A 24,330-nucleotide genomic window follows, 5' to 3' on the forward strand; every position below is an offset into this window, starting at 1 on the left:
GTTTAGTAAACCTATCGAATCGAGGAGAATATGCCGCCCGCCCAAAAGAAGCGCATCACGATAACCGATATCGCCCAGATGGCCGGCACCTCAAAGACAACCGTCTCCTTCTATCTCAACGGGCACACTGACCGCATGTCCGAAGAGACGCGCCGGAGAATCGAGGGGGCGATTCGGAAGACCGACTACCAGCCCAACCCCCTCGCACGCGGCATGAACGCAAAGAGCACCAAGCTCATCGGAGTCATCATCGGCGACGTCACCAACGAGTTCTCCAACCGCTTCGTCAAGGGCGTCGGGTCTGTGGCGGACCACGAGGGGTACCGCCTGCTCATATGCTCCTCCAACTACGACAGCGAGGCGGAGCACTCCTACATCGACCGCCTGATCGCACTGGGCGTCGATGGGTTCATCGTGCAGCCAACGGCCCAGTTCAAGGCAATCGCAGAGAGCATAGAGGCCGCCGGCAAGAAGCTCGTGTTCTTTGACTCCAAGCTGTACGACTTTGCCTCCAACTGGGTGAAGACGGACAACTATGAGGCTGCCTATCAGGCAATTGAGCACTGCGTCGCCTGCGGCTACCAGCGCTTTCTTCTTGTTGCCGCCGCCCCGCAACTGCTGAGCTCGCGCATCGAGCGCTTCTCGGGCTTCGTTGACGCGCTGCAGAAGGCAGAGTTGCCGTTCTCCGAGCTGGAGATCGGCCCCTCCTCCGTTGACATCGAAAGCGTGCGGGAGTTCCTTCGTGCCCACATCGACGGCGAGACCCCGACGCTCGTCTTTGCCCCGAACTGCTGGGCCCTGCCGGACATCTACGTTGCCATGCGTGAGTTCTACCCCCTCATGCCCGATAAGGTGGGGCTCGTGGGCTTTGACAACTTCGACTGGGCGGGCGTCGCCTTCCCCAGCGTGAGCTCCATCGAACAGCCGGCCTTCGAGGAGGGGCGCGAAGCCTGCCGCATCCTGCTCGACCTCATTGCGAACGACGACGACGAGAAGGTCCACCGGGTGCTCAGCTGCAAGACCAAGTGGCGCGGGACCATCATGTCGGCTCCCGAGGATGCCTAGCCGCAATCGCTCTCGCGGGCATGCAGAATCGACAATTACCGGTTTTGCTCGATGCTGCGGGCTCCAAGCGCCCTCGGGCAATGCAGCATCGCAAATCATTGTCCAAATCGGCCCCGTCAGGACGATGATTGACGATTCTGCGTTCTTCTCGGCACGCAATATCGGCAGTTACCGGCAACGTGCGTTTATGCGAGCTCGCCGCGCACGCGTCATGTCGGCTCCCGAGAACGCCTGGCCGCAATCGCTCTCGCCGGCAGCATCACGCGCTATGGCGTACCATTGATAACTCAAAAATCCACGCCGCGCGAAGGGGGAACCTTGTCCGAGAACGTCGAGAGCACGCGCACCGACAGTCACGACGACCCGATCTTTGCGGCCGAGCAGGACCACCTCTCCGAGCTCTACGCCAAGCTGCTGCAGATCCGCGACGACATCTCGCAGGACCTGGAGTCCAACCACCAGGGCGCCAAGCAGGACCTCATCGACATGAGCGAGGAGGTCCGCCTGGACTTCGGCGGCGCGGACGAGACGATCGAGACCCTCGCCGCCATCGAGACGCTCAACTCGATCATCGACGCCTACAACCAGTACCACGACTTCAACGTCGACAAGCTCCGCCGCGTGATGCTGTTGCTCATGCAGCCGTACTTCGCGAAGGTCACGCTCGAGATGCGCCCGGGGCGGCCGCCGCGCGACGTCTACATCGGCGCCGCCGGCATGACCGACGAGCGCAGCCGCCCGCTGGTGGTGGACTGGCGCTCCCCCGTCGCGGAGACCTACTACAACCAGGAGATGGGGCCGACCTCCTACCAGGTGGACGGCAAGACGCGCAACGTGAACCTCACGCTGCGCCGGCAGTTCGACATCGTGCGCGACGAGCTGCGCTCCTACTTCGACACCACGGTGGCGATCCAGGACTCGCTGCTGCTGGGCGCCCTCAAGCGACGTCACACCGAGAAGCTCCAGGCGATCACCGCCACGATCCAGCGCGAGCAGAACGAGGTCGTGCGCCACGAGGACGTCCCCGTGCTGCTGGTCAACGGCATCGCGGGGTCCGGCAAGACGTCGGTGCTGCTCCAGCGCATCGCGTTTCTGCTCTACCAGGAGCGCAAGACGCTCGACCCGAGCCAGGTCTGGCTCTTCTCGCCCAACGACGTCTTCGAGAGCTACATCGACACGGTCCTGCCGAGCATGGGCGAGTCCAACCCGCGGACCGTGACCTGGCGCGCCTTCGTGGCCGAGCAGGGCGCCGGGGAGCGCGACCTCGGTCTCTCGACGACGCCCGAAGCCCTGCGCCGGCTGGACGAGGCGGCGCGCACGCTCGTCCTCGAGCCGGACGACCTGCGCGAGATCCGCCTCGGAGACGAGACGCTCCTCAAGGCGAGCCAGGTGAGAAGCGCCGTCGAGAAGTTCGCGGAGTTCGACGTGGGGCCGCGTTTCACCGCGCTCGTGAAGGAGGAGCTGCACGACCGCCTGAACCGCCGGCTCGCGCAGATGGCGCGCAACGAGGAAGTCCAGGAGGAGATGCTCGGCCTGGACGTGGAGCGCCAGTACGAGATCTTCGGCGAGACGCTCTCCCCGGACGACGAGGAGGAGACCGTCGCCTACGCCAAGCGCTACGTGGAGCATCTCTACGAGGACGCCCACGACGCGATCGAGCGCCTCGCGTGGCTGCGCTTCGACCGCATCGGCATGCGCCTGCTGGGCGCGCAGGCGCTCTCCGCGACCGAGTGGCTCTACCTGCGGCTCGTCTTCACGGGCATCGGAAGCCGCGACGCGCGCTTCGTCATGGTCGACGAGGTCCAGGACTACACCGAGGCCCAGCTCATGGTGCTCGCACGGTTCTTCTCGCGCGCGCACTTCCTGCTTCTGGGAGACGAGCACCAGGCGATCTTTGAGGGGACGGCCACGTTCTCGCGCATCGCGGAGATCTTCGGCGCCACGCACGGCAGCGTCGACGAGTGCCGCCTGCTCACGAGCTACCGCTCCTCGCCGGAGATCACCGAGCTCTTCTGCGGCCTGCTGGAGCCGGACGAGCGCCGACGCCTCACCTCGGTGCAGCGCGAGGGCGTCGCGCCCGTGATCCGCTCCTTTGACGATCGGGATGCCTATCTCGAGGCGCTGCGCGCGGCGGTCACCGAGCCGGGCGAGGGCCTCACGGCCGTGGTGGCCGAGAGCGACGCGCGCGCGAGCTGGCTCGCCAAGCAGCTGGGCGACGCGGTGAGGGTGATCCGCGGCGGGATGTCGCTGCCCGCGGAGGGCGTGGTGCTGCTGCCCCTGCGCGTGGCAAAGGGACTTGAGTTCGACCACGTCATCGTCCCCGACGCGCAGGCGGAGGTCTACCCCGACACGCCGCTCGCGCGCAGGCGCCTCTACACGGCACTCTCGCGCGCGACGCACCGTGTGACCGTGCTCGCGCAGGGTCCGCTTACGCCGATGCTGAGCGCGAGATAACCCGGCTGCTGCCTGCCGGCGACCAAAGTCCAGCGCTTCGAACAGCTTCGCCGCATAAGAACGATGCGGCTGCAGAACTCGCGGCGGACTTTGGTCGCCGGCAGGCAGCCGTGCTTCTCGGCTAGATCAGGCCGAAGTGGCGCAGGGCGGTGACGACGCCGTCGTCGCGGACGTCGTCGGTGACGTAGTCCGCGTGGGCCTTGACGTTCTCGCGCGCGTTGCCCATGACCACGGCCGTGTCGGCGAGGCGGAGGATCTCGAGGTCGTTCTCAGAGTCGCCGAAGGCGAAGACGTGCGAGGGCTCGAAGGGCAGCGCGTCGAGCAAGGCCCGCCCGCCCACGCCCTTGCTCGTGCCCGGGATGGTGAGCTCGTGGTTGCCGTCGCCCACGTTGAGATACGTGTAGGCGCCCATCAGATACTCGCTCCCACGGCATGCGTCGAGGCTGTCGTCGGTGAAGTCGATCTTGCCGAAGTCCATGCGGCCGCCGTCGCGCTCGTAGTCCTCGATCGAGGGGACGCCCGCGCAGTAGTCCATCTGCCCCTTGCCCGAGCGCACCATGACATTGCCGAAGGTTCCCTCGATGAGTGCCTCCATGCCGATGCGATGCATCTCTTCCACCGTCCGACGCAGCGTCGCGCGCTCGATCGTGCGGTCGTAGACGACCTCGTCGTCGAGGATCACGTGCGTGCCGTCGAGCGTCACGTATCCCGCGAACGGAAGGTGGAGCAGGTCCTCGAGGTTGAGTATGCTGCGCCCGGAGCAGACCACGGCCACGTTGCCGGCGGCGACGAAGGCTCGTATCGCCTCCTGCACGCCCGCGGTGGGCACGACATGCAGACCGTCGTTGAACTCCCTGCTGGTCAGCGTGCCGTCCACGTCAAAGAATGCGACGACGGGACCCTGGTTCTTCTCGACCACGAAGCCTCCTCGCTCGGGGTTGTCTGAGACAGAGCATACCGCATTGCACCCCGGGACCCGTCCTTCTCGCCGTCCCTTCGCGACTCGAAACGGGTTTGGGTTCGAGACTTCGGCTTGAGAGCGATTACGACTTATATTTCTGCAGCTCAGACCGGTGACCCAGTATGCGACGCGGGCCTTCGTCCCGTTTTTCGAACCCAAACCCGATTCGGGTTTGGGTTCGCCCGGCTTCGTTGGAAATCACATAAGCACAGCCCATGAGCTTGCGGTTCGTATTTATACTCGCCAGAGCCCCTCAAACCGAACCCAAACCCTCCGGGGCCCGTATAATGGGTCCCGCAACGGCACGCCGCACGACGAAAGGCCCAACGTGGACATCACCCCGCAGGAAGTCGCCGAGACCCTCTCCATGGTCTCCGAGCAGAACCTCGACCTTCGAACCATCACGATGGGCATCTCGCTCGCGGGCTGCGCCGACGAGGACATGGGTCGCATGTGCGACAAGGTCTACGACCGCATCACGCACACGGCCGAGCGCCTCGTGGAGACGGCTGAGGACCTGGAGGCCGAGTTCGGCATCCCCATCGCCAACAAGCGCGTCTCGGTGACGCCGATCGCGCAGATTGCGGCCGGCTGCGCCGACGAGGACCTCTCCCCGCTCGCTCACGCCATGGACCGCGCGGCCGAGTCCCTGGGCATCGACTTCATGGGCGGCTTCTCCGCGCTCGTGCAGAAGGGCATGGGTGCCACGGACCGCAAGCTCATCGCGAGCGTCCCCGAGGCGCTGGCCACCACCGAGCGTGTGTGCTCCTCGCTCAACATCGCCTCAACGCGCGCCGGCATCAACATGGACGCCGTGCTGCTCTCCGCCGAGACGATCCTCGAGTGCGCGCGCCGCACCGAGGACATCGACTGCTACGGCGCCGCCAAGTTCGTCGTCTTTGCCAACATGGTCGAGGACTCGCCGTTCATGGCGGGCGCGGTGCACGGCTCCGGCGAGGCCGACGCCGTGATCAACGTGGGCGTCTCCGGCCCCGGCGTCATGGCCGCCGCCCTGGCGGAGCTGCCGGAGTCCGCGAGCCTCATGGACGTGGCCGAGAAGATCAAGAAGACCGCCTTCAAGATCACGCGCGCCGGCGAGCTCATGAGCCGCGAGGCCAGCCGTCGTCTGGGCGTGGAGAAGGGCATCGTGGACCTGTCGCTGGCGCCGACCCCGGCCGCCGGTGACTCGGTCGCCAAGATCCTGGAGATCATCGGCGTGGGCGAGTGCGGCGGCCCCGGCACCACGTGCGCGCTCGCGCTGCTCAACGACGCCGTCAAGAAGGGCGGCGTCATGGCGTCCTCCAGCGTGGGCGGCCTGTCCGGCGCGTTCATCCCCGTCTCCGAGGACGCGGGCATGATCCGCGCGGCCGTGGACGGCGCGCTCAGCCTGGAGAAGCTCGAGGCCATGACCTGCGTATGCTCCGTGGGCCTGGACATGATCGCCGTGCCCGGCGACACCTCCGTGGAGACCATCGCCGGCATCATCGCCGACGAGATGGCCATCGGCGTCATCAACACCAAGACCACGGCGGTGCGCCTCATCCCGGCCATCGGCCGCAAGGAGGGCGACATGCTCGAGTTTGGCGGTCTCTTCGGCTCCGCGCCGGTCATGCCCGTCAACCGCTTCGCCGGCAGCGTCTTCGCGCACCGCGGCGGCCGCTTCCCCGCCCCGCTCAACAGCCTCAAGAACTAGCGAGAAGGGCGACGAATCGAGGCCCATCTCGCCGCGCGTGTTAAGAATCCCGGCGCGTCCCCCTCTGCGGCATCGTTTCGGGGGGGGGGGGACGCGCCGGGATTTCTAACCCGAATACGTTTCCGCACGGGGACGAAAGCGAATTCCTAACCCGCGCTCCCGGATCTACCCCAGGAAGCGCACCTCGGGCTCCAGGCGCACGCGGAACTGACGCTCGACCTCGTCCTGGACGTGCTCGATCACCGCGTGGACGTCCGCCGCCGTGGCGCCGCCCGTGTTGACGACAAACCCGGCGTGCTTGCGGGAGACCTCGGCACCGCCCACGCGATAGCCCTGCAGCCCGGCGTCCATGATCAGCTTGCCGGCGAAGTGGCCCTCGGGGCGCTTGAACGTGCTCCCCGCGCTCGCCATCTCCAGCGGCTGCTTCTCCTCGCGCTGGTGCGTGAGGTCGTCCATCGTGGCGCGGATCTTCTCGGGGTCGCCCTTCTCGAGGTCGAACGTGGCGGAGAGCACGACCAGCCCCTCGCTCGCCACGCGGCTCCGGCGGTAGCCGAGGTCGAGCTCGTCCACGCCCAGGGTCTCCTGCGACCCGTCCGGGAGCAGCACGCGCACGCTCTCCAGCACGTCGGCGACGCAGCCGCCGTACGCCCCGGCGTTCATGAAGCACGCGCCGCCGACCGACCCCGGGATCCCGCACGCGAACTCGAGGCCGGAGAGCCCCAGCTCGCAGGCCATCTCCGAGGCCTCGCGCAGGTCGACGCCCGCCTGACAGGTCATCTGCGTGCCGTCCACGGAGACGCCCACCAGGCCGTCGCCCACAGCGACGATGACGCCACGGTAGCCCTCGTCGGAGACCAGCAGGTCGGACCCGCGCCCGAGCAGGAAGCGCCGCACGCCCGCCTCGTCGCAGGCGAGAAGGACCTCGCGCAGCTCGTCGAAGCTCTCGGGGATGACGTAGAGGTCGGCCGGGCCTCCCACCTTGAACGTGGTGTGCTCGCTCATGGGCTCGTCGACGAGGACGTTCTCCTCGCCCACGATGGCGCGCAGCCGCCACTCGAGGGGCTCTCGGGGGCTCTCGCTCTCGGGCATGCTTTCCTTTCGACGCACATCAGATTGCCCCAGTATAGCAGCGACGGCACGACCCCAAAGTGCTACACTGACGCCGTCAGTTTCAGGACGGGGTGAAAGTCCCCACTGGCGGTGACGGGCGGCCGTGAGCGGCGCCCCCAGTCCGCGACCCGCGAAAAAGGCGGCTGACCCGGTGCGATTCCGGGACCAACGGTCACAGTCCGGATGGAAGAAACGGAGGGCCTCATGGCCGTTTCCACGCGCACGCACGTCTCGCACGACTCCCACTCCACCACCACGGGAGGAGCCTGGTCCACCCAGCGAATCGCCACGACAGCGCTGCTCTGCGCCCTGGCGTTCGTCCTCACCTTCGTGGAGATTCCCATCTTCCCGCCCGCACCGTGGCTCATGTACGACCCGTCCGGGATCGTCGCCTTCGTCGCCGCGCTCGTCTACGGGCCCGCCACCGGAGCCGTCGTGGCCGTGCTCCCCTGGGTGCTCAAGACGCTCTTCAGCTTCAACGTGTGGGGACATCTCATGGCCATCCTCGCCGGCGTGGCGCTCTGCGTGCCCGCCGCCCTCGTCGCGCGCGGCGTGGGCGGGACGCGGGGGCTTGCCGCGGGCATGGCGGTCGGCGGCGTGGTCTCGCTCGCCGCGTGCATCCTCGGCAACATCGTCGTGACGCCGCTCTACACCGCGGTCTCCACGGCCGAGGTCGTCGCCATGATCGTACCGATCCTGCTGCCGTTCAACCTGCTCAAGATCATTCTCAACTGCGTCGTGACCGCTCTCGTCCAGAGGCCGGTCTCCGCGCTCGTCAACCGCTAGGCGCCGGCAGGCGAGAAGGTCGTGGCGGCCTCGACGGACACGCTCGTGCGACTCTCGCACGTGAGCCTCTTCTACGAGGGGGGCGTCACCGCGCTCGATGACGTCTCCCTCGAGCTGCGCCGCGGCGAGCGGGTCTGCGTGCTCGGGGCGAACGGCTCCGGCAAGTCCACGCTCGCCTCGGTGATCTGCGGGCTGCTCGCCCCCGACGAGGGCGAGGTCGAGCTCGTGGACGAGCTCGTGTGCGCGGACGGCCAGCCCGACCTTGAGGCATACCGTCGCGCGCGCCGCTCGCTCGGCCTGGTGTTCCAGAACCCGGACGACCAGATCGTCACGAGCGTCGTGGAGGACGACGTCGCCTTCGGGCCGGAGAACCTCGGCCTGCCCCGTGGGGAGATCGCCGCACGCGTAGCCCGCGAGCTGCACCGCGTTGCCATGGAGGACTACGCGCAGGCGGACCCGTCCCGTCTCTCGGGGGGCCAGCGGCAGCGCGTGTGCATCGCCGGCGCGCTGGCGATGGAGCCGGCCGTGCTCGTGCTGGACGAGCCGGGGTCGCTGCTCGACGTGCGCGGGCGCTCGGCGATCGTGCGCGTCATGGGGCGACTCGCCGCAACGGGCACCGCGCTCGTCCACGTGACCCACTTCATGGAGGAGGCCCTCGAGGCCGACCGCGTGATCGTCCTCGACCACGGGCACGTGGCGCTGGCGGGCACCCCGGAGGAGGTCTTCTCGCATGGCGAGAAGCTCGGCGAGCTCGGCCTGGAGGTCCCGTTCGCGGCGCGGCTCTCGCAGCGGCTCGGCCTTCCCTGGACCTGCGACGAGTCCACCCTCGTCCGCGAATTGGGGGCAGTCCCCGACTCACAGAAAGGTTCTATGTCGTCGCGCCCCCACACCAAAGATGTGCGTGGATCGGGGGCTGTCCCCGATTTACAGGTCGAGCACGCGAGCTTCTCGTACCGGCTGGGCTCGCGCGCGCTCGGGGATGTGTCGCTCGAGGTCGTCCCCGGCACCTCGACGGCGATCGTCGGCCAGACGGGCTCCGGAAAGTCCACGCTGCTGCGGCTGGTCTGCGGCCTCGAGGTCCCCGACGAGGGGCGCGTCCTGGTACGCGGCAACGACACCTCGACGAGGCGCGGACGCCGGGGGGCGCGCCGGCTCGTCGGCTATGTCATGCAGCACCCGGAGCGGCAGCTCTTCGCCGAGACGGTCGAGAAGGACGTGGCGTTCGGACCGCGCAACCTGGGGCTTCCCGCGGATGAGGTGGACCGCCGCGTGACGAGGGCGCTGGAGCTCGTGGGGCTGGCCGACCGGCGCGGGGCCTCCCCGTTCAAGCTCTCCGGGGGGCAGCGCCGCCTCTGCGCGCTCGCCGGCATACTCGCCATGGAGCCGCGCATCCTCGTGCTCGACGAACCGACCGCCGGCCTTGACCCCCGTGGCCGTGCGATGCTGAGAAGCGCGCTCGCCCGCCTGCGCGGGCTCGGCGTCACCCTCGTACAGGTCACGCACAGCATGGAGGACGCCGCGCGGGCGGACCGCGTCATGGTGCTCGACCAGGGGCGCGTTGTCGTCAGCGGCACGCCGACGGAGGTCTTCTCGGCCGGGAACGAGCGTCGCCTCACCGAGATCGGGCTCGGCATACCGCGCGCGCTGCGCGTCGCTCGCGCGCTCGAGCGGGGCGGCTGGCCCTCCCTGGGCGACCCCCTCACCACCGACGAGCTCGTCGCCGCAATCCGAGGGGGCGAGTCCTGATGGCGCTGCGCATCGACATCGGCCAGTACTACGCCGCCGACTCCCCCGTCCACCGGATGGACGCCCGGGTCAAGCTCCTCTGTGCGCTCTCCGCACTGGTGGCGGTCTTCTGCGTCACAAACGCACCGCAGCTCATAGCCGGTACGGCCTTCGTTTTGGCCGTCCTCTTCGCGGCACGCGTGCCGGGCAGCCGCGTCCTCGCCTCCGTCCGCCCGCTCGTGGTGTTTCTCGCCATGCTCTCGCTCTTCAACCTGGTCTTCGTCCGGACGGGAGACCCACTGCTGTCCCTCGGGCCGGTGAGCGTCACCGCCGGCGGCGTCTGGGCGGCGGCCCTCTACACCGTCCGCTTTTCCCTCGCACTCGTCCTGGGCTCCCTCGTGCTGCTCACCACCACCCCCACGCAGCTCTCGGACGCCCTCGACTCGCTGCTCTCCCCGCTCTCGCGCGTCGGGCTGCCCGGGCACGAGATCGCCATGGTCTTCTCTCTCATGCTGCGCTTCGTCCCCACGCTCGCCGACGAGGCCTCCGCGATCATGGACGCCCAGGCGCTGCGCGGCGGCGGACTCGACGAGGGCGGCCCAGCGCGGCGCGTGCGCTCGGTCGTCCCCGTGGTGGTGGCGCTGCTCGCCAGCGGCCTTCGCCATGCCGACGGCCTGGCGCGCGCCCTCGACGCCCGCTGCTACGAGGGCGGGGCAGGCCGCACCCACTACCACGACCAGCGCCTCACCCACCGCGACCTCATAGCCGCCACCCTCACAGCAGCGTTCGTCCTCACACTCATTTTTCTCGGTTAGGAACCCGACATCTGCCGGCGAGGCGGTGTTCCGGAGAGAAGTTCCGCGAAGCGCACTTCTCGGAGGAACTCCGCCTCGCCCCGCGGCATATGGCGAGGTTCCGCGCAGCGCACTTCTCGGAGGAACACCGACGGGGCCCACGGGACGCACGTCCGGCGTTTGCCGTAGAATGGAGACCTCTATGGAACCCCGTGCACACACCGGAGGTAGCAGCGCATGGTCTCTCGCATCTACGTGGAGAAGAAGCCGGGCTTTGACGTGGAGGCGAAGCAGCTCCTGGCCGAGCTCGCAAACGTCGTCTCCGAGGGGCTGGCGCCCGACGCGCGCCTGCGCATCATCAACCGTTACGACGTCGAGGGCCTGAGCGACGAGCTCTTCGAGCGCTGCGTGCCCGTCGTCTTCTCCGAGCCGCAGGTGGACGTCACCTGCCGCGAGCTCCCGACGGCGCAGGGTGAGAAGGACGTGCGCGTCTTCGCCGTCGAGGCGCTGCCCGGCCAGTTCGACCAGCGCGCCGACTCCGCCGCCGAGTGCGTGCAGCTCATCTCCCAGGGCGAGCGCCCCACCGTGCGCTGCGCCAAGGTCTACGTGATCGAGGGCGCCTGCACCGACGAGGCGCTCGCGGCGATCAAGCACTACGTGATCAACCCCGTCGAGGCGCGCGAGGCGAGCCTCGAGGAGCGCGAGACCCTGCGCCAGAGCTATCCCGAGCCGGCGGACGTCGAGGTGCTCGACGGCTTCCTCGAGCTCGACCAGAAGCAGCTCCAGGACATGATCGACAGCCTGGGCTTGGCCATGGACCTCGCAGACATCACCTTCTGCCAGGAGTACTTCGCCGGCGAGGGCCGCGTCCCCACGATCACCGAGATCCGCATGATCGACACCTACTGGTCCGACCACTGCCGCCACACCACCTTCGGCACGGTCCTGGAGCACATCCAGTTCGACGACAAGGTCGTAGCGGCCGCGTTTGACCGCTACCTGGAGATGCGCGCCCGCCTGGGCCGCGAGGACCGTCCCGTCACCCTCATGGACATGGGCACGATCGGGGCCAAGTACCTCAAGCACACGGGCCAGCTCACCGGGCTGGACGAGTCCGAGGAGATCAACGCCTGCACCGTCAAGGTCACCGTGGACGTCAACGGCGAGGACCAGGACTGGCTCTTCCTCTTCAAGAACGAGACCCACAACCACCCCACCGAGATCGAGCCCTTCGGCGGCGCGGCGACCTGCATCGGTGGCGCCATCCGCGACCCGCTCTCGGGCCGCAGCTACGTCTACCAGGCGATGCGCGTGACCGGCGCGGCCGACCCCACGGTCCCCGTGTCCCAGACCATGGCCGGCAAGCTCCCGCAGCGCAAGCTCGTGACCACCGCCGCCGCCGGCTACTCCAGCTACGGAAACCAGATCGGCCTGGCCACCGGCCAGGTCTCCGAGCTCTACCACCCCGGCTACGTGGCCAAGCGCATGGAGATCGGCGCCGTCGTGGGCGCCACCCCGGCCTCCCACGTCCGCCGCGAGTGCCCCGCGCCGGGCGACAAGATCGTCCTTCTCGGCGGGCGCACCGGCCGCGACGGCATCGGCGGCGCCACCGGCTCCTCCAAGGCCCACAACGTCGAGTCCCTCGAGAAGGACGGCGCCGAGGTCCAGAAGGGCAACCCGCCCATCGAGCGCAAGCTCCAGCGCCTCTTCCGCCGCGAGGACGCGTGCCGCCTGATCAAGCGCTGCAACGACTTCGGCGCGGGCGGCGTCTCCGTGGCCATCGGCGAGCTGGCCGACGGCCTGGACATCAACCTCGACCTCGTGCCCAAGAAGTACGAGGGCCTCGACGGCACCGAGCTCGCCATCTCCGAGTCCCAGGAGCGCATGGCCGTGGCGCTGGCGCCCGAGGACGTCGACGAGTTCATGCGCTACGCCCACGAGGAGAACCTCGAGGCCACCGTCGTGGCGACCGTCACCGAGGAGTCCCGCCTGCGCATGAGCTGGCGCGGCAAGACCATCGTCGACGTGAGCCGCGAGTTCCTCTCGTCCAACGGCGCCCCCAAGGCGACCTCCGTGCGCGTGGAGAAGCCCGCCGAGTACGAGCGCGGCTGGGCCGGCGAGACGCTCTCCGAGAAGATGCGCTCCCTCGTGACCGACCTCAACGTCGCCTCCAACAAGGGCCTCTCCGAGCGCTTCGACTCCACGATCGGCGCCGCCACCGTGCTCATGCCGTTCGGCGGGCGCACCCAGCTCACCCCCACCCAGGCCATGGTCGCCAAGCTCCCCGTCGACGGCGAGACCACCACGTGCTCCGGCATGGCCTGGGGCTTCAACCCCTACCTCATGAGCGCCAACCCCTACACCGGCGCGTATCTCTCCGTGGTCGAGTCCGTGAGCCGCATGGTGGCGACCGGCTTCGAGCACAAGGGCCTCTACCTCACGTTCCAGGAGTACTTCGAGCGCCTGCGCGACGTCCCCAGCCGCTGGGGCAAGCCCACGGCGGCGCTGCTCGGCGCCCTCATGGCCCAGGTCGACCTGGGCATCGGCTCCATCGGCGGCAAGGACTCCATGTCCGGCAGCTTCGAGGACCTGGACGTGCCGCCCACCCTCGTGTCCTTCGCCACGGGCCTCGGCAAGGTCGGCCGCGTGGTCTCCCCCGAGTTCAAGGCCGCCGGCCACCGCGTGGCCGTAATCGTGCCGGACTACGCCGACGACGCGCTCACCCCGGAGCCGGGCGCCCTTCTCGCCACCTATGACCTGGTGGAGAGCCTGGTCGAGAAGGGCGCGGTACTCGCGGCCTCCACGATGGGCTACGGCGGCGTGGCCGAGGCCGTCTTCAAGATGTGCGTGGGCAACCGCCTGGGCATCGAGGTCGCCCCGGCCTTTGGCGTCGACGCCCTGTTCTGCCCGTCCTACGGCAGCTTCCTCCTGGAGCTCGCCGACGACGCCGAGCTTCCCGAGCTGCCCGAGGGCGTCACCGCGTCCCTCTTCGGCACGACGACGGACGCCTACGAGCTGGTCGCAGGCAACGAGCGCCTCGACCTGGCCGAGCTGCAGGAGGCCTGGGAGGGTGCGCTGGAGTCCGTGTTCCCGTATCGCGCCCAGGGCGAGAAGGTCGAGGCCGTCTCGTTCGACGTCGCAGACGCGGGGGTCTCTCGTCCCGCCCCGGCGGTCCACGTCGCCCGCCCGCGCGTCGTCATCCCGGTCTTCCCGGGCACGAACTGCGAGTACGACACCGCCCACGCCTTCGAGCGCGCCGGTGCCGTGGCGGACGTCTTCGTCATCAACAACCTCACGCCCGCGGCGGTCGCCGAGAGCACGCACGAGCTGGCGCGCCGCATCCGCGAGAGCCAGATCGTCATGATCCCCGGCGGCTTCTCCGGCGGCGACGAGCCCGAGGGCTCGGCCAAGTTCATCACCGCGTTCTTCCGCGCTCCCGAGGTCACCGAGGCGGTGCGCGACCTGCTGCAGGCTCGCGACGGCCTCATGCTGGGCATCTGCAACGGCTTCCAGGCGCTGGTGAAGCTGGGTCTCGTGCCCTACGGCGACATCGTCGAGGCCACCCCCGACGCGCCCACGCTGACGTTCAACACCATCGGCCGCCACCAGAGCCGTCTGGTACGCACGCGCGTGGCGAGCAACCTCAGCCCGTGGCTCTCCAAGTGCGCGGTCGGCGACGTCCACAACATCGCGATCTCCCACGGCGAGGGGCGCTTCGTGGCCTCCCCCGAGGTGGTCGAGAAGCTCGTGGCCGCCGGCCAGGTTGCCACGCAGTACGTGGGCGAGGACGGCGTGCCGGGCATGAGCCTCGACGTCAACCCCAACGGCTCCGTGCTGGCCATCGAGGGCATCACCTCGCCGGACGGCCGCGTGCTCGGCAAGATGGGCCACACCGAGCGCTCCGGCGCCGGGCTCTACAAGAACGTGCCTGGCAACGCGTACCAGCCCCTGATCGAAGGCGGCGTGGGTTATTTCACTGAGTAGCGCCGGGCAGGCGGTCGCAGGCTTTCACGCAGGAGTGCGCTTCGCGGAACTCCTGCTTAGAAAGCCTGCGACCGCCGACGCAACTCGTAAAATGTCGAGGTAGTTTCTGTTGTGAGCAATCCTCAGTCCAGACCATTCATCGCCACGACGCCGGGGGTGGTGCTGGCGTGCCTGGTATCGTGCTTTCTGTGGGGGTCGGCGTTCCCGTGCGTGAAAATCGGCTACGAGCTGTTTGGGATTGACGCTGTCGACGTGCCGTCGATTCTTGTGTTCGCGGGCACACGCTTCGTAATCGCGGGTCTCATGGTCGCCGTGGGCATGAGCGTGGCGCAGCGGCGCGCGTTCGTACCGGCACGGCGCGACCTGCCGTACGTGGGCGCGCTCGCGACCTTCCAGACGATCCTGCAGTACATCCTCTTCTACGTTGGGCTGGCAAACTGCGCGGGCGTGACGAGCTCCATCCTGGAGGCGAGCAATTCGTTTCTGTGCGTGCTGCTGGCCGCGCTCGTGTTTCGCTTCGAGGGGCTCACGGGGCGCAAGGTGCTGGGGTGCGCCGTCGGCTTTGCAGGCGTAGTGCTGGTGAACGTGGCCGGCGAGGGAGGCGGGCTCAGCTTCACGCTCGCGGGCGAGGGCATGGTGCTCGCGTCCACCGTCGCCGCCGCCACGTCGAGCAACCTCGCCAAGCTCTTCTCGCGCGACCACGACCCCGTGCTGCTCTCCGGCTGGCAGTTCGTCCTCGGCGGCACCGTGCTGCTCGCGGCGGGGCTCGCCCTCGGCGGGCGCGTCGCCCCCGCCGACGCCGCGAACCCGCTCCCCGCGCTCGCGCTTCTCGCCTACCTGGGCTTCATTTCCGCGGGCGCCTACTCGTTGTGGTCGGTCGCGCTGGCCGCGAACCCCGTCTCGCGCGTCGCGGTCTTCGGCTTCATGAACCCGGTCTTTGGCGTGCTGCTCTCCGCCGTCCTTCTTGGCGAGACCGACGTGGTGAGCCCCGCGGTCGCCGTCGTCGCACTCGTCCTGGTGAGCGTGGGCATCGTGATCGTTAACCGACGCGAGGCGCCCGCAGGCACGTCGGTTGGGTAGGATGAGGACAGGCTTCCCGACGAAGGGAGACGTCATGACCCGCCGCATCCTCGGAATCGTCGCCTCCGCCCTCACTGCCGCCTCGCTGCTCGTCGGATGCGGCGGCAACAACCTCACGGCAACTGAGCTCACCGCCGGCATCGAGCCAGCAGGCGCTGCCTCGCTCGAGGTCGGAGAGGGGGCGGACACCTACGACTTCGCCCTCGGCCTGCTGCGCGAGAGCACCGGAGAGGAGAGCACGCTCGTCTCCCCGCTCTCGGTCCTGTCCGCGCTCGCCCTGGCCGAGAGCGGCGCCGATGGAGCGACCCTGGCCCAGATGGAGCAGGTCACGGGCATGAGCGTGGACGAGCTCACCGACGCGCTCCAGGCTTACGGGATGCTGGACGACGACGAGGCGCTCTCTCTTGCCAACTCCGTCTGGCTGAAAGACGGCGACGGACTCGAGGTAGAGAGTGACTTCCTCGAGACCTGCGCCGGCCAGCTCGGGGCGCAGGTCTTCTCGGCGCCCTTCGACGACTCCACCGTGGACGACGTCAACGCGTGGATCAGCGAGAAGACCCACGAGATGATCCCCCAGATGCTGAACCAGATCTCTGGCGACACGCAGGTCCTGCTCGTGAACGCGCTCGCCTTCGAGGGCGGCTGGGAGGACCCCTTTGACTCCGAGCTGACCTCGCCCGACACGTTCACCCGCGAGGACGGCACCGAACGAGACGTCACGATGATGCGCTCCACCGAGAACGACTACCTCGAGAGCGAGCTGGCAACCGGCTTTATCAAGCCGTACGAGGGCTACGACTACGCCTTCGTGGGCCTGCTGCCCGCCGAGGGTACGACCGTGGACGAGCTGCTGGCGAGCCTCGACGGGGCGGCGCTGGAGGAGCTGCTCACGCCCGTAGACGGCGCCGGCGCAGAGATCGGGCTCCTCAAGTTCACGGCCACCTACGAGGCGGAGCTCGGTGGCGCGCTGCGGGCGCTCGGGATGACGGACGCGTTCGACGGCAACCTCGCGGACTTCTCGCGCATGGGCACCTCCGACAAAGGCCCGCTCGCCGTGGGCGGCGTGCTGCACAAGACGTTCATCGACGTCAACGAGGAGGGCACGCGCGCCGCGGCGGCCACGGTCATCCCGATGGACGGCGTCGCCGCCCCCGGCGGCCCCATCGAGTACCACGAGGTCATCCTCGACCGGCCCTTCGTCTACCTCATCATGGACCTGCGCTGTGACCTGCCGGTCTTTGCCGGCACCTACATGGGATGATCCAAAAGGGGACAGTCCCCTTTTGGATCATTTTGGCCGACGGTGCGTGAGGTGCCAGCCGCCGCAGTATGGGCACTCGTAGACGAAGATCTTGGGCGCGTCCTTGCGGCGCGAGCTCTTCTCGGCCGCCTTCTTGGCGTCCACGCGCGTGTCGTAGCGCTTCTTGCGTCCGCACGCCCTGAACTCCCGCTCGTCCATCGCACCTCCCCGTCTCCCCTGGGGAACATTATGCGACGCTGGCGCATGTAATGGGCGGGGAGGTGAGGGGCATGACCGACAAGAGCATCAAGCGCACCGAGAAGTTCATGCGGCACGCGATGGCCACACACGGCGGCTCGGTCTACCTCGTGGCCCTGTCGCAGACGCGCTCCGAGGCCGACGCCCAGGATGTGGCGCAGGACGTCTTCTGCCGCCTGCTCACGGACGGCACCGCATTCACCAGCGACGAGCACCTGCGCGCCTGGCTTCTGCGCGTGACCGTCAACCGCTGCCGCGAGCTCTGGCGCGCGCCATGGCGGCGCCGCGTGGAGAGCGCGGACGAGCTCGCCCAGCTGCCGGCACCGGACGCGCCCGTGGAGGACGCGGCCCTCGAGGAGCTGCGCGCCGACCCGGTCTGACAGGCGCTCCAGGCCCTACCCGAGAAGCTCCGCGTGGTGGCGCTGCTCCACTACGTTGAGAAGTACACGACCGAGGAGATCGCCCGCATCGTGGGCAGCCTGCCGGCGACGGTGCGCACGCGCCTGCATCGGGCGCGCAAGCAGATGAGAGAGACGCTCGAGTCCCCCGCGAGCCCCGCAGAGAAGGAGAACTATGGACAGGCACACGCTTGAGCAGTTCCGCACGCGGGCGCGCAAGGTCTCGCTGCCCGAGGACGTGCGCGAGTCCGTCCTGGACGAGATCAGGGTCGAGAAGGGCGAGCGCGCCCGCGGCCCGCGACGGCCGCGCCGCGAGCGGCGGGGCGTCACGCGGCGGACCTTCGTGCGCGCAGGAGCCGTGGCGGCCGGCGGCGTCGTGGCGTTTCTCGGCGTCAGTGCCCTGATGAACCACGCTGCCGGCAAGAGAGGCAACTGGTTCGCGCTCACCGCCTACGCCGAGGGCACCGAGGAGCCGGACGGCTCGCGCCTGGCGCTCGGCGAGACGTTCGGCGGGCACATCGGCTGGGCCGGCGGCGTGGACCCGGAGAGCGACGGAGACGACCTGATCATGGCGAGCACCGAACTCAACCTCTCGTGCACGGGCGACAACGTGGACACCCTCACATACCGGCTCGAGGGGGACAACGTCGGCACCGACGTGGACGCCTACTCCAAGCCCGGGATCTGGATCTTCCAGTCAAACTACGAGGGCAGCGGTCCCGTGGCCAGCTTCACCGTTGACTACGACAGCCAGGACACCCAGAGCCTCCAGGCCTTCCTCACCGGGCGGGCGGCCTACTACGCCGTCTACGCCAACATTCCCGTCCCGGACGACCTCGTGCCCGTCTTCCTTGAGATGCAGGAGATCAGCGAGACCGTCGCCGAGCGCTCGGAGGGAAGCGAGACCATCATCGAGACGGACGAGGAACAGCGGCGCGACACGGAGCTGATGAACCAGGTGAGCGTGCGCGTCGCCGATCTCTTTGCCGATGAGCTCGCCAAGACCACGCTCGTGATGACGGCCGCGTTCAGCGACGGCAGCGAGCAGACCAAGCGCTACTCGTTCGCCCCGCGCGAGGACTACACACAGATTTACGCCGACTACCTGAAAGAGGACTGGGAGGCCTACCTCGCCGGCAACGACGCCCGCCGAACCGAGCTCACGCAGAACCCGCCGAGCCTCTACCTGATCACGGAGGCCGAGGGATAAACGAGACCGCCCCGACGTCCTTCTCTCGAGGGAACGCCGGGGCGGCATTAGTAATTATTGTCCGGTCCAAACCGTACATTTGTTCTACCGAAAGAACGGGAGAGCGGAGGTACGTATGGGCACGGAGAAGAGCATCGTCCTGTTTGAGTCCAAGGATGGGTCGGTCGAGCTGCCGGTGATGCTCGACCCGGCGAGGGAGGACGTCTGGCTGAGCCGCGCTCAGCTCGCGACCCTCTTTGGGCACGACGTCAAGACCATCGGCAAGCACGTTGCCAACGCGCTGCGTGAGGAGCTTGCAGGGTCCGAGAATCGAGTTGTCGCATAATTTGCGACAACTGCCCGCGACGGCAAGACGTACCAGACGGAGCACTACAACCTCGACATGGTCCTCTCCGTCGGCTATCGCGTGAAGTCCGCACGCGGCGTGGAGTTCCGCCGCTGGGCCACGGACGTTCTGCGCAGCTACGTCGTAGCCGGTCACGCGGAGAACGAGCGGCGGCTCGAGCAGCTGGGCTTGGTCGCAAAGATCATGGCGCGCGTCCCCGAGAGTCTGGAGTCCCGCCAGATCCTCGACATCGTCCAGAGCTACGCCGGGGCGCTCGACCTTCTGGACGACTACGACCACCTCTGCGTGGCGGCACCCGAGGGCACGCCCTCCACGCGAGAGATCACCTACGAGGAATGCCGCGAGGTGATCGAGTCCCTGCGCTTCGGCCGGGAGAGCTCTCTCTTCGGCGTGGAGAAAGACGAGTCGTTCAAGGGAGCCGTCGGCAACGTCTTCCAGAGCTTCGGCGGGCGTGACCTCTACCCCACGCTCGAGGAGAAGGCGGCCCACCTACTCTACTTCGTGGTGAAGGACCACAGCTTCCTCGACGGCAACAAGCGCATCGCCGCGGCGGTCTTCCTGTACTTCCTCGATCGCAACCGGGCGCTCTTCACGCCGGCGGGCGAGAAGGCCATCGACGACAGCGCGCTCGTTGCCATGACCATCCTCATCGCCGAGTCAAAGCCGGAAGAGAAGGACGTGATGGTGGCGCTCGTGATGCACTTCCTTAAGAGGGCGTAAGAAAACCGCCCCGACGTCCTTCTTGCGAAGGAACGTCGGGGCGGCAGAATGATTCAAAAGGGGCCTGCCCCCTTTTGAATCACTAGAGGCGGGCGACGCCGGACTTGCGGGCGGCCTCGGCCACGGCGGCGGCCACGGCGGGCGCCACGCGCTCGTCGAAGGCGCCGGGGATGATGTAGTCGGCGGCGCGGTGCTCGTCGTCGACGAGGCCGGCGATCGCGTAGGCCGCAGCCTCCATCATGTCATCGTTGATGTCGGACGCGCGCACGTCGAGGGCGCCGCGGAAGATGCCCGGGAACGCGAGCACGTTGTTGATCTGGTTGGGGAAGTCGGAGCGGCCCGTGGCGGCGACGGCGGCGCCGGCGGCCAGCGCCTCGTCCGGCATGATCTCCGGCACGGGGTTGGCGCAGGCGAAGATGATCGGGTCGGCGGCCATCGTGCGGACCATGTCCTGGGTGAGCACGCCGGGGGCGGACACGCCCACGAAGACGTCGGCGCCCTTGACGGCGTCGGCGAGGCTGCCCCTCACGCCCTCGCGGTTGGTCCAGGTGGCAATCTCGGCCTTCTCGGGGTTCAGACCCTCGCGGCCCTCGTAGATGGCGCCCGTACGGTCGCAGATGATGACGTCCTTGACACCCATGCGCTGCATGAGCTTGGCGATGGAGATGCCCGCGGCGCCGGCGCCGGAGAAGACCACGCGCACGTCGGAGAGCTCGCGGCCGGTGAGACGGCAGGCGTTGATGAGCGCGGCGCAGGTCACGACCGCGGTGCCGTGCTGGTCATCGTGGAAGACGGGGATGTCGCAGGACTCCTTGAGGCGGCGCTCGATCTCGAAGCAGCGCGGCGCGGAGATGTCCTCGAGGTTGATGCCGCCGAAGCTGCCGGCGATGAGCTCGACGGTGCGCACGATCTCGTCCACGTCCTTGGAGCGCACGCACAGCGGGAACGCGTCGACGTCCGCGAAGGTCTTGAACAGGGCGCACTTGCCCTCCATGACGGGCATGCCCGCCTCGGGGCCGATGTCGCCGAGACCCAGCACCGCGGTGCCGTCCGTGACGACGGCCACAAGGTTGCCGCGACGGGTGTAGGTGTAGGAGTCCTCCACGTTCTCGGAGATCTTGAGACACGGCTCGGCGACGCCAGGCGTATAGGCCACGGCCAGCTCCTCCGGCGTGGTGATCGGCGCGCGGGTGATCACCTCGATCTTGCCCTGCCACTCCTTGTGCTTGTCCAGCGCGTACTGCTTGGCGTCCTCGGCCATGGATGCTCCTATCTCGCGGGCCGGCGACCGCCGGCCTCCTTTCACACCACGCACAAGTTTAGTCTCGCGCCGGCGGAAGCGGAACGCATTTCTCGACTTTTGACACTGGATGGAGTTACCGCCGCAGGTCGGGTCGCACCGCCGCAGGTCGGACCGCATCGGCGGAGCTCACCGCTTTGGTGCTGCGGCCGTCCCGGAAACGGCGATGTTCTCCACCTTGGCGAAAGGGGCGTCCGAGAATTGGCGACCTTCTCCTCCTGACGGGTCTTCTCGTCTCGAAAAAAGGGAGGTTCTCCGCTTGGGCGACACCCGACGCGGAGAAGGTCGCCATTTCCGGGACGAGAAGGACGCGCGCTCGGGGAACATCGCCTATTCCGGGACAGCCGTGGATCTCGAGCGGAGAAACCCCTCGTTTTGCGGACCCATCCAGGCCCATCCAAGCCCACCTGGCCCGCGCCCCTACACCAGCGCGATGCCGCCCAGCCATCCCCAGCGCGGCTCGCACGCCGCGCCATACGCGGAAAGCCACGGCTCCAGCGGCGTCGTGCGGACGCGACCGCCCGCGCAGTCCATCACGCGCCCGTCGCCCACGTAGAGCCCCACGTGCCCGTGGTCCCAGCCGCCGGCTCCATACGGGCACCGGCCCACGGCCACGACCATGCCCACCAGCAGCTCGCCGACGTCCGTCCGCGAGCAGAACCCCTCGTACAACTCGCGCGCGTCCGCGTTCACGTAGCCCATGCCCAGCCGCGCGAACGCGCGCTCGACCCACGCCGCGCAGAGGTCCTCCCCCATGGCCGGCGTGGCCAGCGCGCACTCCACCAGCCGTCGCTGCAGCGCCCCGGCGCCGAGAAGCGTCTGCGGCTCGTGCCCCGCCGGAACCGGGCGCCAGGCCGGGTGCCCGAAGGTCGTGGTCACGCCGTCGGCGGCGAGAAGCCCGCGCGCCCGCAGCGCCGCCAGCACCCGCGACCGCATGTCCCTCTCGCCCATGGCGCTCCCTCCGTCACGAAGACGGTACCAGAACGCCCGGACTCAACCGCCCGCCGCGAGCCCGCGCGCGCCCGTGCCTCGCCGACGTATACTAAAAAGTGGACGAAAGCGTCTATGCGCAACGGGGAAAGGACCCACCATGAGTGAGAAGATCGCGCCCGCCGAGACCTGCGTGCTCGTGACCGGAGGCGCCGGCTTCATCGGCAGCCACACCGTCGTCGAGCTGCTCCAGGCCGGTTACCAGGTCGTCATCGTGGACGACCTCTCCAACGCCTCCGTAAAGGTGCTCGACCGCATCAAGACGATCGTGGGCGACGACGCCGCCGCGCGCATGACCTTCTACGAGGCCGACGTCAACGACCGCGCCACGCTCGCCAAGATCTTCGACGTGCACCACCCCAGCCGCGTGATCCACTTCGCCGGCTACAAGGCCGTGGGCGAGTCCGTGACCAAGCCCGTCGAGTACTACTCCAACAACATCGGCAACACGCTCACGCTCGTGGACGTCATGCGCGAGCACGGCTGCAAGTCCATCATCTTCTCCAGCTCTGCCACCGTCTACGGCGACCCGGACTCCCTGCCGCTCACCGAGGAGAGCCCCAAGAAGCCCGCGACCAACCCCTACGGCTGGACCAAGTGGATGATCGAGCAGATCCTCACCGACCTCCACACGGCCGACCCGGAGTGGAACGTCGTGCTGCTCCGCTACTTCAACCCCATCGGCGCGCACCCCTCGGGCCTCATGGGCGAGGACCCCAAGGGCATCCCCAACAACCTCGTGCCCTACGTCGCGCAGACCGCCATCGGCAAGCGCGACGCCGTCCACGTCTTCGGCAACGACTACGACACCCCCGACGGCACGGGCGTCCGCGACTACATCCACGTGGTCGACCTCGCCGCCGGCCACGTCGCGGCCCTCGGTTGGATGAACGGTCGCACCGGCGTGGAGATCTTCAACCTCGGCACGGGCACGGGCACCTCGGTGCTGCAGATCATCGAGGCGTTCTCCGCCGCCTGCGGCCACGAGATCCCCTACGTCATCGAGCCCCGTCGCGCCGGCGACGTCACGGCCAACTACGCCGACTGCTCCAAGGCCCGCGACCTCATGGGCTGGGAGGCCAAGTTCGACATCAAGGACATGTGCCGCGACTCCTGGAACTGGCAGTCCCACAACCCCAACGGCTACGAGGGCTAGGCGGGACGAGAAGAACATGGCAAGCCCCTTCGTTGACTACCTCGGTCGACGCCTGCCCCTCGTGGAGCGGGCGCTGACGGATGCCGCGGCAGCCCCGCTCACGGACGGCGCCGCGGCGGCCGATCTGAGCCGCTACCTCTACGACCCGCTCGCGCGCTTCACCGCGTCCGGCGGGAAGCGCGTGCGTCCCGTGCTCGCGCTTCTCGGCGCGGAGGCGGTGGGCGGAAGCGCGGAGGACGCGCTCTCCAGCGCCGTCGCCGTGGAGCTCTTCCAGAGCGCCGCCCTGGTCCACGACGACATCGCCGACGAGGGCGAGCTGCGCCGCGGCGAGCCGTGCCTCCACCGGGTGGAGGGCACGGGGCTGGCGATAAACGCCGGCGACCTCGCGCTCACCCAGGTCTTCGAGGTGGTGCTCGGCGACCGTCTCCTGGACGACGCCCGGAAGCTGGGCGTCCTCGCCGACCTCGCGCTCATGGAGCGCCACACCCTGGAGGGCCAGGCGCTGGACCTCGGCTGGGTGCGCGACGGCCGCTGGGACGTGACGCCGGACGACTATCTCTACATGGTCACGAGCAAGACCGCCTGGTACTCCTCCGCGATGCCGCTGCACGTGGGCGCGCTGGCGGGCGGCGGCTCGCGCGAGGCGGCCGACGGCCTGCTCGCCGTGGGCCTCGCCGCGGGCGTGGCCTTCCAGCTGCAGGACGACCTGCTCAACCTCGTGGGGGACGGCGACGCCCAGGGCAAGGACCTCCGCACGGACGTCACGGAGGGCAAGCGCACGCTCGCCGTGGTCTGGGCCCTCGCGCACTTGGGCCCGGAGGAGCGCGCGGAGCTCGTGGCCCTTCTCGACGCGCACACAACGGACGCGGACGAGCTGAAACGAGCGGTTGAGCTCATCGAGCTCGGCGGCGGCCTCGAAAGGTGCCGCACCCTCGCGCGCGGGCGCGCCGAGGAGGCGAAGGCCGGCGCGCGCGACCTGGCGCGCACCGGCGGCATCTCGGACGAGGCGGCCGAGCTGCTATGCTCTATGGCAGACTTTTTCGTGGAACGCGCGAGCTAG

General features: G+C 68.5%; 20 protein-coding genes, 2 pseudogenes and 1 riboswitch. Of the genes and pseudogenes, 17 read left to right on the forward strand and 5 right to left on the reverse strand.

The features are described from left to right. Positions 1-30: 30 nt before the first annotated feature. The gene (locus tag INF26_RS05950) at positions 31-1,065 is read left to right on the forward strand and encodes a LacI family DNA-binding transcriptional regulator (RefSeq protein WP_193529876.1); all 1,035 of its coding nucleotides are present in this window, start codon (positions 31-33) and stop codon (positions 1,063-1,065) included. 318 nt (positions 1,066-1,383) lie between these two features. After that, positions 1,384-3,519 carry a HelD family protein gene (locus tag INF26_RS05955; protein ID WP_193529877.1) on the forward strand — a complete coding sequence of 712 codons (2,136 nt, stop codon included), beginning with the start codon at positions 1,384-1,386 and terminating at the stop codon, positions 3,517-3,519. A gap of 121 nt (positions 3,520-3,640) precedes the next feature. Here the strand turns inward: INF26_RS05955 and INF26_RS05960 are convergent, their stop codons facing one another. Continuing rightward, positions 3,641-4,438 carry an HAD-IIB family hydrolase gene (locus INF26_RS05960; protein ID WP_193529878.1) on the reverse strand — a complete coding sequence of 266 codons (798 nt, stop codon included), beginning with the start codon at positions 4,436-4,438 and terminating at the stop codon, positions 3,641-3,643. Between the two features lie 370 nt (positions 4,439-4,808). Between INF26_RS05960 and INF26_RS05965 the strand changes: the two genes are divergently transcribed. Continuing rightward, on the forward strand, positions 4,809-6,173 hold the full coding sequence (locus INF26_RS05965; protein WP_193529879.1) for a PFL family protein: 1,365 nt from the start codon (positions 4,809-4,811) through the stop codon (positions 6,171-6,173). A gap of 165 nt (positions 6,174-6,338) precedes the next feature. Here the strand turns inward: INF26_RS05965 and murB are convergent, their stop codons facing one another. Further along, complete coding sequence (gene murB / locus INF26_RS05970; protein ID WP_193529881.1) at positions 6,339-7,262, reverse strand: UDP-N-acetylmuramate dehydrogenase; 924 nt, start codon at positions 7,260-7,262, stop codon at positions 6,339-6,341. A gap of 74 nt (positions 7,263-7,336) precedes the next feature. Further along, positions 7,337-7,482: riboswitch (FMN riboswitch) on the forward strand. Positions 7,483-7,487: 5 nt separating this feature from the next. Here murB and INF26_RS05975 point away from each other — a divergent pair. The 6 genes from INF26_RS05975 (at position 7,488) to INF26_RS06000 (ending at position 16,913) form a co-directional block, all read left to right on the forward strand. Then, the gene (locus INF26_RS05975; protein ID WP_226371901.1) at positions 7,488-8,069 is read left to right on the forward strand and encodes an ECF transporter S component; all 582 of its coding nucleotides are present in this window, start codon (positions 7,488-7,490) and stop codon (positions 8,067-8,069) included. Positions 8,070-8,090: 21 nt separating this feature from the next. After that, the gene (locus INF26_RS08625; RefSeq protein WP_193529883.1) at positions 8,091-9,815 is read left to right on the forward strand and encodes an ABC transporter ATP-binding protein; all 1,725 of its coding nucleotides are present in this window, start codon (positions 8,091-8,093) and stop codon (positions 9,813-9,815) included. Continuing rightward, complete coding sequence (locus tag INF26_RS05985) at positions 9,815-10,609, forward strand: energy-coupling factor transporter transmembrane component T family protein (RefSeq protein ID WP_193529884.1); 795 nt, start codon at positions 9,815-9,817, stop codon at positions 10,607-10,609. Before INF26_RS08625 ends, INF26_RS05985 begins: the two co-directional genes overlap by 1 nt. Positions 10,610-10,825: 216 nt before the next feature. Continuing rightward, complete coding sequence (locus INF26_RS05990; protein WP_193529885.1) at positions 10,826-14,572, forward strand: phosphoribosylformylglycinamidine synthase; 3,747 nt, start codon at positions 10,826-10,828, stop codon at positions 14,570-14,572. Positions 14,573-14,683: 111 nt separating this feature from the next. Beyond that, the gene (locus INF26_RS05995) at positions 14,684-15,652 is read left to right on the forward strand and encodes a DMT family transporter (RefSeq protein WP_193529886.1); all 969 of its coding nucleotides are present in this window, start codon (positions 14,684-14,686) and stop codon (positions 15,650-15,652) included. Positions 15,653-15,686: 34 nt separating this feature from the next. Next, complete coding sequence (locus INF26_RS06000; RefSeq protein WP_193529887.1) at positions 15,687-16,913, forward strand: serpin family protein; 1,227 nt, start codon at positions 15,687-15,689, stop codon at positions 16,911-16,913. A 27-nt stretch (positions 16,914-16,940) separates the two neighbouring features. Here the strand turns inward: INF26_RS06000 and INF26_RS06005 are convergent, their stop codons facing one another. Beyond that, the gene (locus INF26_RS06005; RefSeq protein WP_193529888.1) at positions 16,941-17,111 is read right to left on the reverse strand and encodes a hypothetical protein; all 171 of its coding nucleotides are present in this window, start codon (positions 17,109-17,111) and stop codon (positions 16,941-16,943) included. A 71-nt stretch (positions 17,112-17,182) separates the two neighbouring features. Here INF26_RS06005 and INF26_RS08490 point away from each other — a divergent pair, with 71 nt between their 5' ends. The 6 genes and pseudogenes from INF26_RS08490 (at position 17,183) to INF26_RS06020 (ending at position 19,824) form a co-directional block, all read left to right on the forward strand. Beyond that, positions 17,183-17,530 carry an RNA polymerase sigma factor gene (locus INF26_RS08490; RefSeq protein ID WP_226371902.1) on the forward strand — a complete coding sequence of 116 codons (348 nt, stop codon included), beginning with the start codon at positions 17,183-17,185 and terminating at the stop codon, positions 17,528-17,530. A gap of 12 nt (positions 17,531-17,542) precedes the next feature. Further along, positions 17,543-17,743: pseudogene (locus INF26_RS08495) on the forward strand (sigma factor-like helix-turn-helix DNA-binding protein); the annotation flags it as partial. After that, positions 17,724-18,758, forward strand: coding sequence for a hypothetical protein (locus tag INF26_RS06015; protein ID WP_193529890.1), 1,035 nt, complete (start codon positions 17,724-17,726; stop codon positions 18,756-18,758). The pseudogene INF26_RS08495 and the gene INF26_RS06015, both read left to right, overlap by 20 nt. A 115-nt stretch (positions 18,759-18,873) precedes the next feature. Further along, complete coding sequence (locus tag INF26_RS08500; RefSeq protein ID WP_226371903.1) at positions 18,874-19,083, forward strand: hypothetical protein; 210 nt, start codon at positions 18,874-18,876, stop codon at positions 19,081-19,083. Between the two features lie 12 nt (positions 19,084-19,095). Continuing rightward, positions 19,096-19,254: pseudogene (gene rhuM, locus INF26_RS08590) on the forward strand (RhuM family protein); the annotation flags it as partial. Positions 19,255-19,287: 33 nt separating this feature from the next. Further along, positions 19,288-19,824, forward strand: a complete 537-nt coding sequence (locus INF26_RS06020) for a type II toxin-antitoxin system death-on-curing family toxin (RefSeq protein ID WP_269747158.1) — start codon at positions 19,288-19,290, stop codon at positions 19,822-19,824. An 82-nt stretch (positions 19,825-19,906) separates the two neighbouring features. Here the strand turns inward: INF26_RS06020 and INF26_RS06025 are convergent, their stop codons facing one another. Both INF26_RS06025 and INF26_RS06030 read right to left on the reverse strand, forming a co-directional pair. Then, a complete protein-coding gene (locus INF26_RS06025) occupies positions 19,907-21,085 on the reverse strand; it encodes an NAD(P)-dependent malic enzyme (protein WP_193529892.1) in 1,179 nt (392 codons plus the stop codon). A 459-nt stretch (positions 21,086-21,544) separates the two neighbouring features. Further along, a complete protein-coding gene (locus tag INF26_RS06030; RefSeq protein WP_193529894.1) occupies positions 21,545-22,075 on the reverse strand; it encodes a hypothetical protein in 531 nt (176 codons plus the stop codon). 139 nt (positions 22,076-22,214) lie between these two features. Between INF26_RS06030 and galE the strand changes: the two genes are divergently transcribed. Both galE and INF26_RS06040 read left to right on the forward strand, forming a co-directional pair. Beyond that, complete coding sequence (galE, locus tag INF26_RS06035) at positions 22,215-23,270, forward strand: UDP-glucose 4-epimerase GalE (protein WP_193529896.1); 1,056 nt, start codon at positions 22,215-22,217, stop codon at positions 23,268-23,270. A 16-nt stretch (positions 23,271-23,286) separates the two neighbouring features. Further along, positions 23,287-24,330: a polyprenyl synthetase family protein gene (locus INF26_RS06040; protein WP_193529898.1), complete on the forward strand. Its 1,044-nt coding sequence runs from the start codon at positions 23,287-23,289 to the stop codon at positions 24,328-24,330.

The sequence above is a fragment of the Thermophilibacter gallinarum genome, from assembly GCF_014982725.1.
Lineage (GTDB): Bacteria > Actinomycetota > Coriobacteriia > Coriobacteriales > Atopobiaceae > Thermophilibacter > Thermophilibacter gallinarum.

Coding starts and splice junctions, on each gene's coding strand:
- INF26_RS08500 (WP_226371903.1), top strand. CDS start 18,874: ATGGGCACGGAGAAGAGCATCGTCCTGTTTGAGTCCAAGGATGGGTCG.
- INF26_RS06005 (WP_193529888.1), bottom strand. CDS start 17,111: ATGGACGAGCGGGAGTTCAGGGCGTGCGGACGCAAGAAGCGCTACGAC.
- INF26_RS06040 (WP_193529898.1), top strand. CDS start 23,287: ATGGCAAGCCCCTTCGTTGACTACCTCGGTCGACGCCTGCCCCTCGTG.
- murB (WP_193529881.1), bottom strand. CDS start 7,262: ATGCCCGAGAGCGAGAGCCCCCGAGAGCCCCTCGAGTGGCGGCTGCGC.
- INF26_RS06020 (WP_269747158.1), top strand. CDS start 19,288: ATGGCGCGCGTCCCCGAGAGTCTGGAGTCCCGCCAGATCCTCGACATC.
- INF26_RS05990 (WP_193529885.1), top strand. CDS start 10,826: ATGGTCTCTCGCATCTACGTGGAGAAGAAGCCGGGCTTTGACGTGGAG.
- INF26_RS06000 (WP_193529887.1), top strand. CDS start 15,687: ATGACCCGCCGCATCCTCGGAATCGTCGCCTCCGCCCTCACTGCCGCC.
- INF26_RS05985 (WP_193529884.1), top strand. CDS start 9,815: ATGGCGCTGCGCATCGACATCGGCCAGTACTACGCCGCCGACTCCCCC.
- INF26_RS06025 (WP_193529892.1), bottom strand. CDS start 21,085: ATGGCCGAGGACGCCAAGCAGTACGCGCTGGACAAGCACAAGGAGTGG.
- INF26_RS06030 (WP_193529894.1), bottom strand. CDS start 22,075: ATGGGCGAGAGGGACATGCGGTCGCGGGTGCTGGCGGCGCTGCGGGCG.
- INF26_RS05950 (WP_193529876.1), top strand. CDS start 31: ATGCCGCCCGCCCAAAAGAAGCGCATCACGATAACCGATATCGCCCAG.
- INF26_RS08490 (WP_226371902.1), top strand. CDS start 17,183: ATGACCGACAAGAGCATCAAGCGCACCGAGAAGTTCATGCGGCACGCG.
- INF26_RS05975 (WP_226371901.1), top strand. CDS start 7,488: ATGGCCGTTTCCACGCGCACGCACGTCTCGCACGACTCCCACTCCACC.
- INF26_RS06015 (WP_193529890.1), top strand. CDS start 17,724: ATGGACAGGCACACGCTTGAGCAGTTCCGCACGCGGGCGCGCAAGGTC.
- galE (WP_193529896.1), top strand. CDS start 22,215: ATGAGTGAGAAGATCGCGCCCGCCGAGACCTGCGTGCTCGTGACCGGA.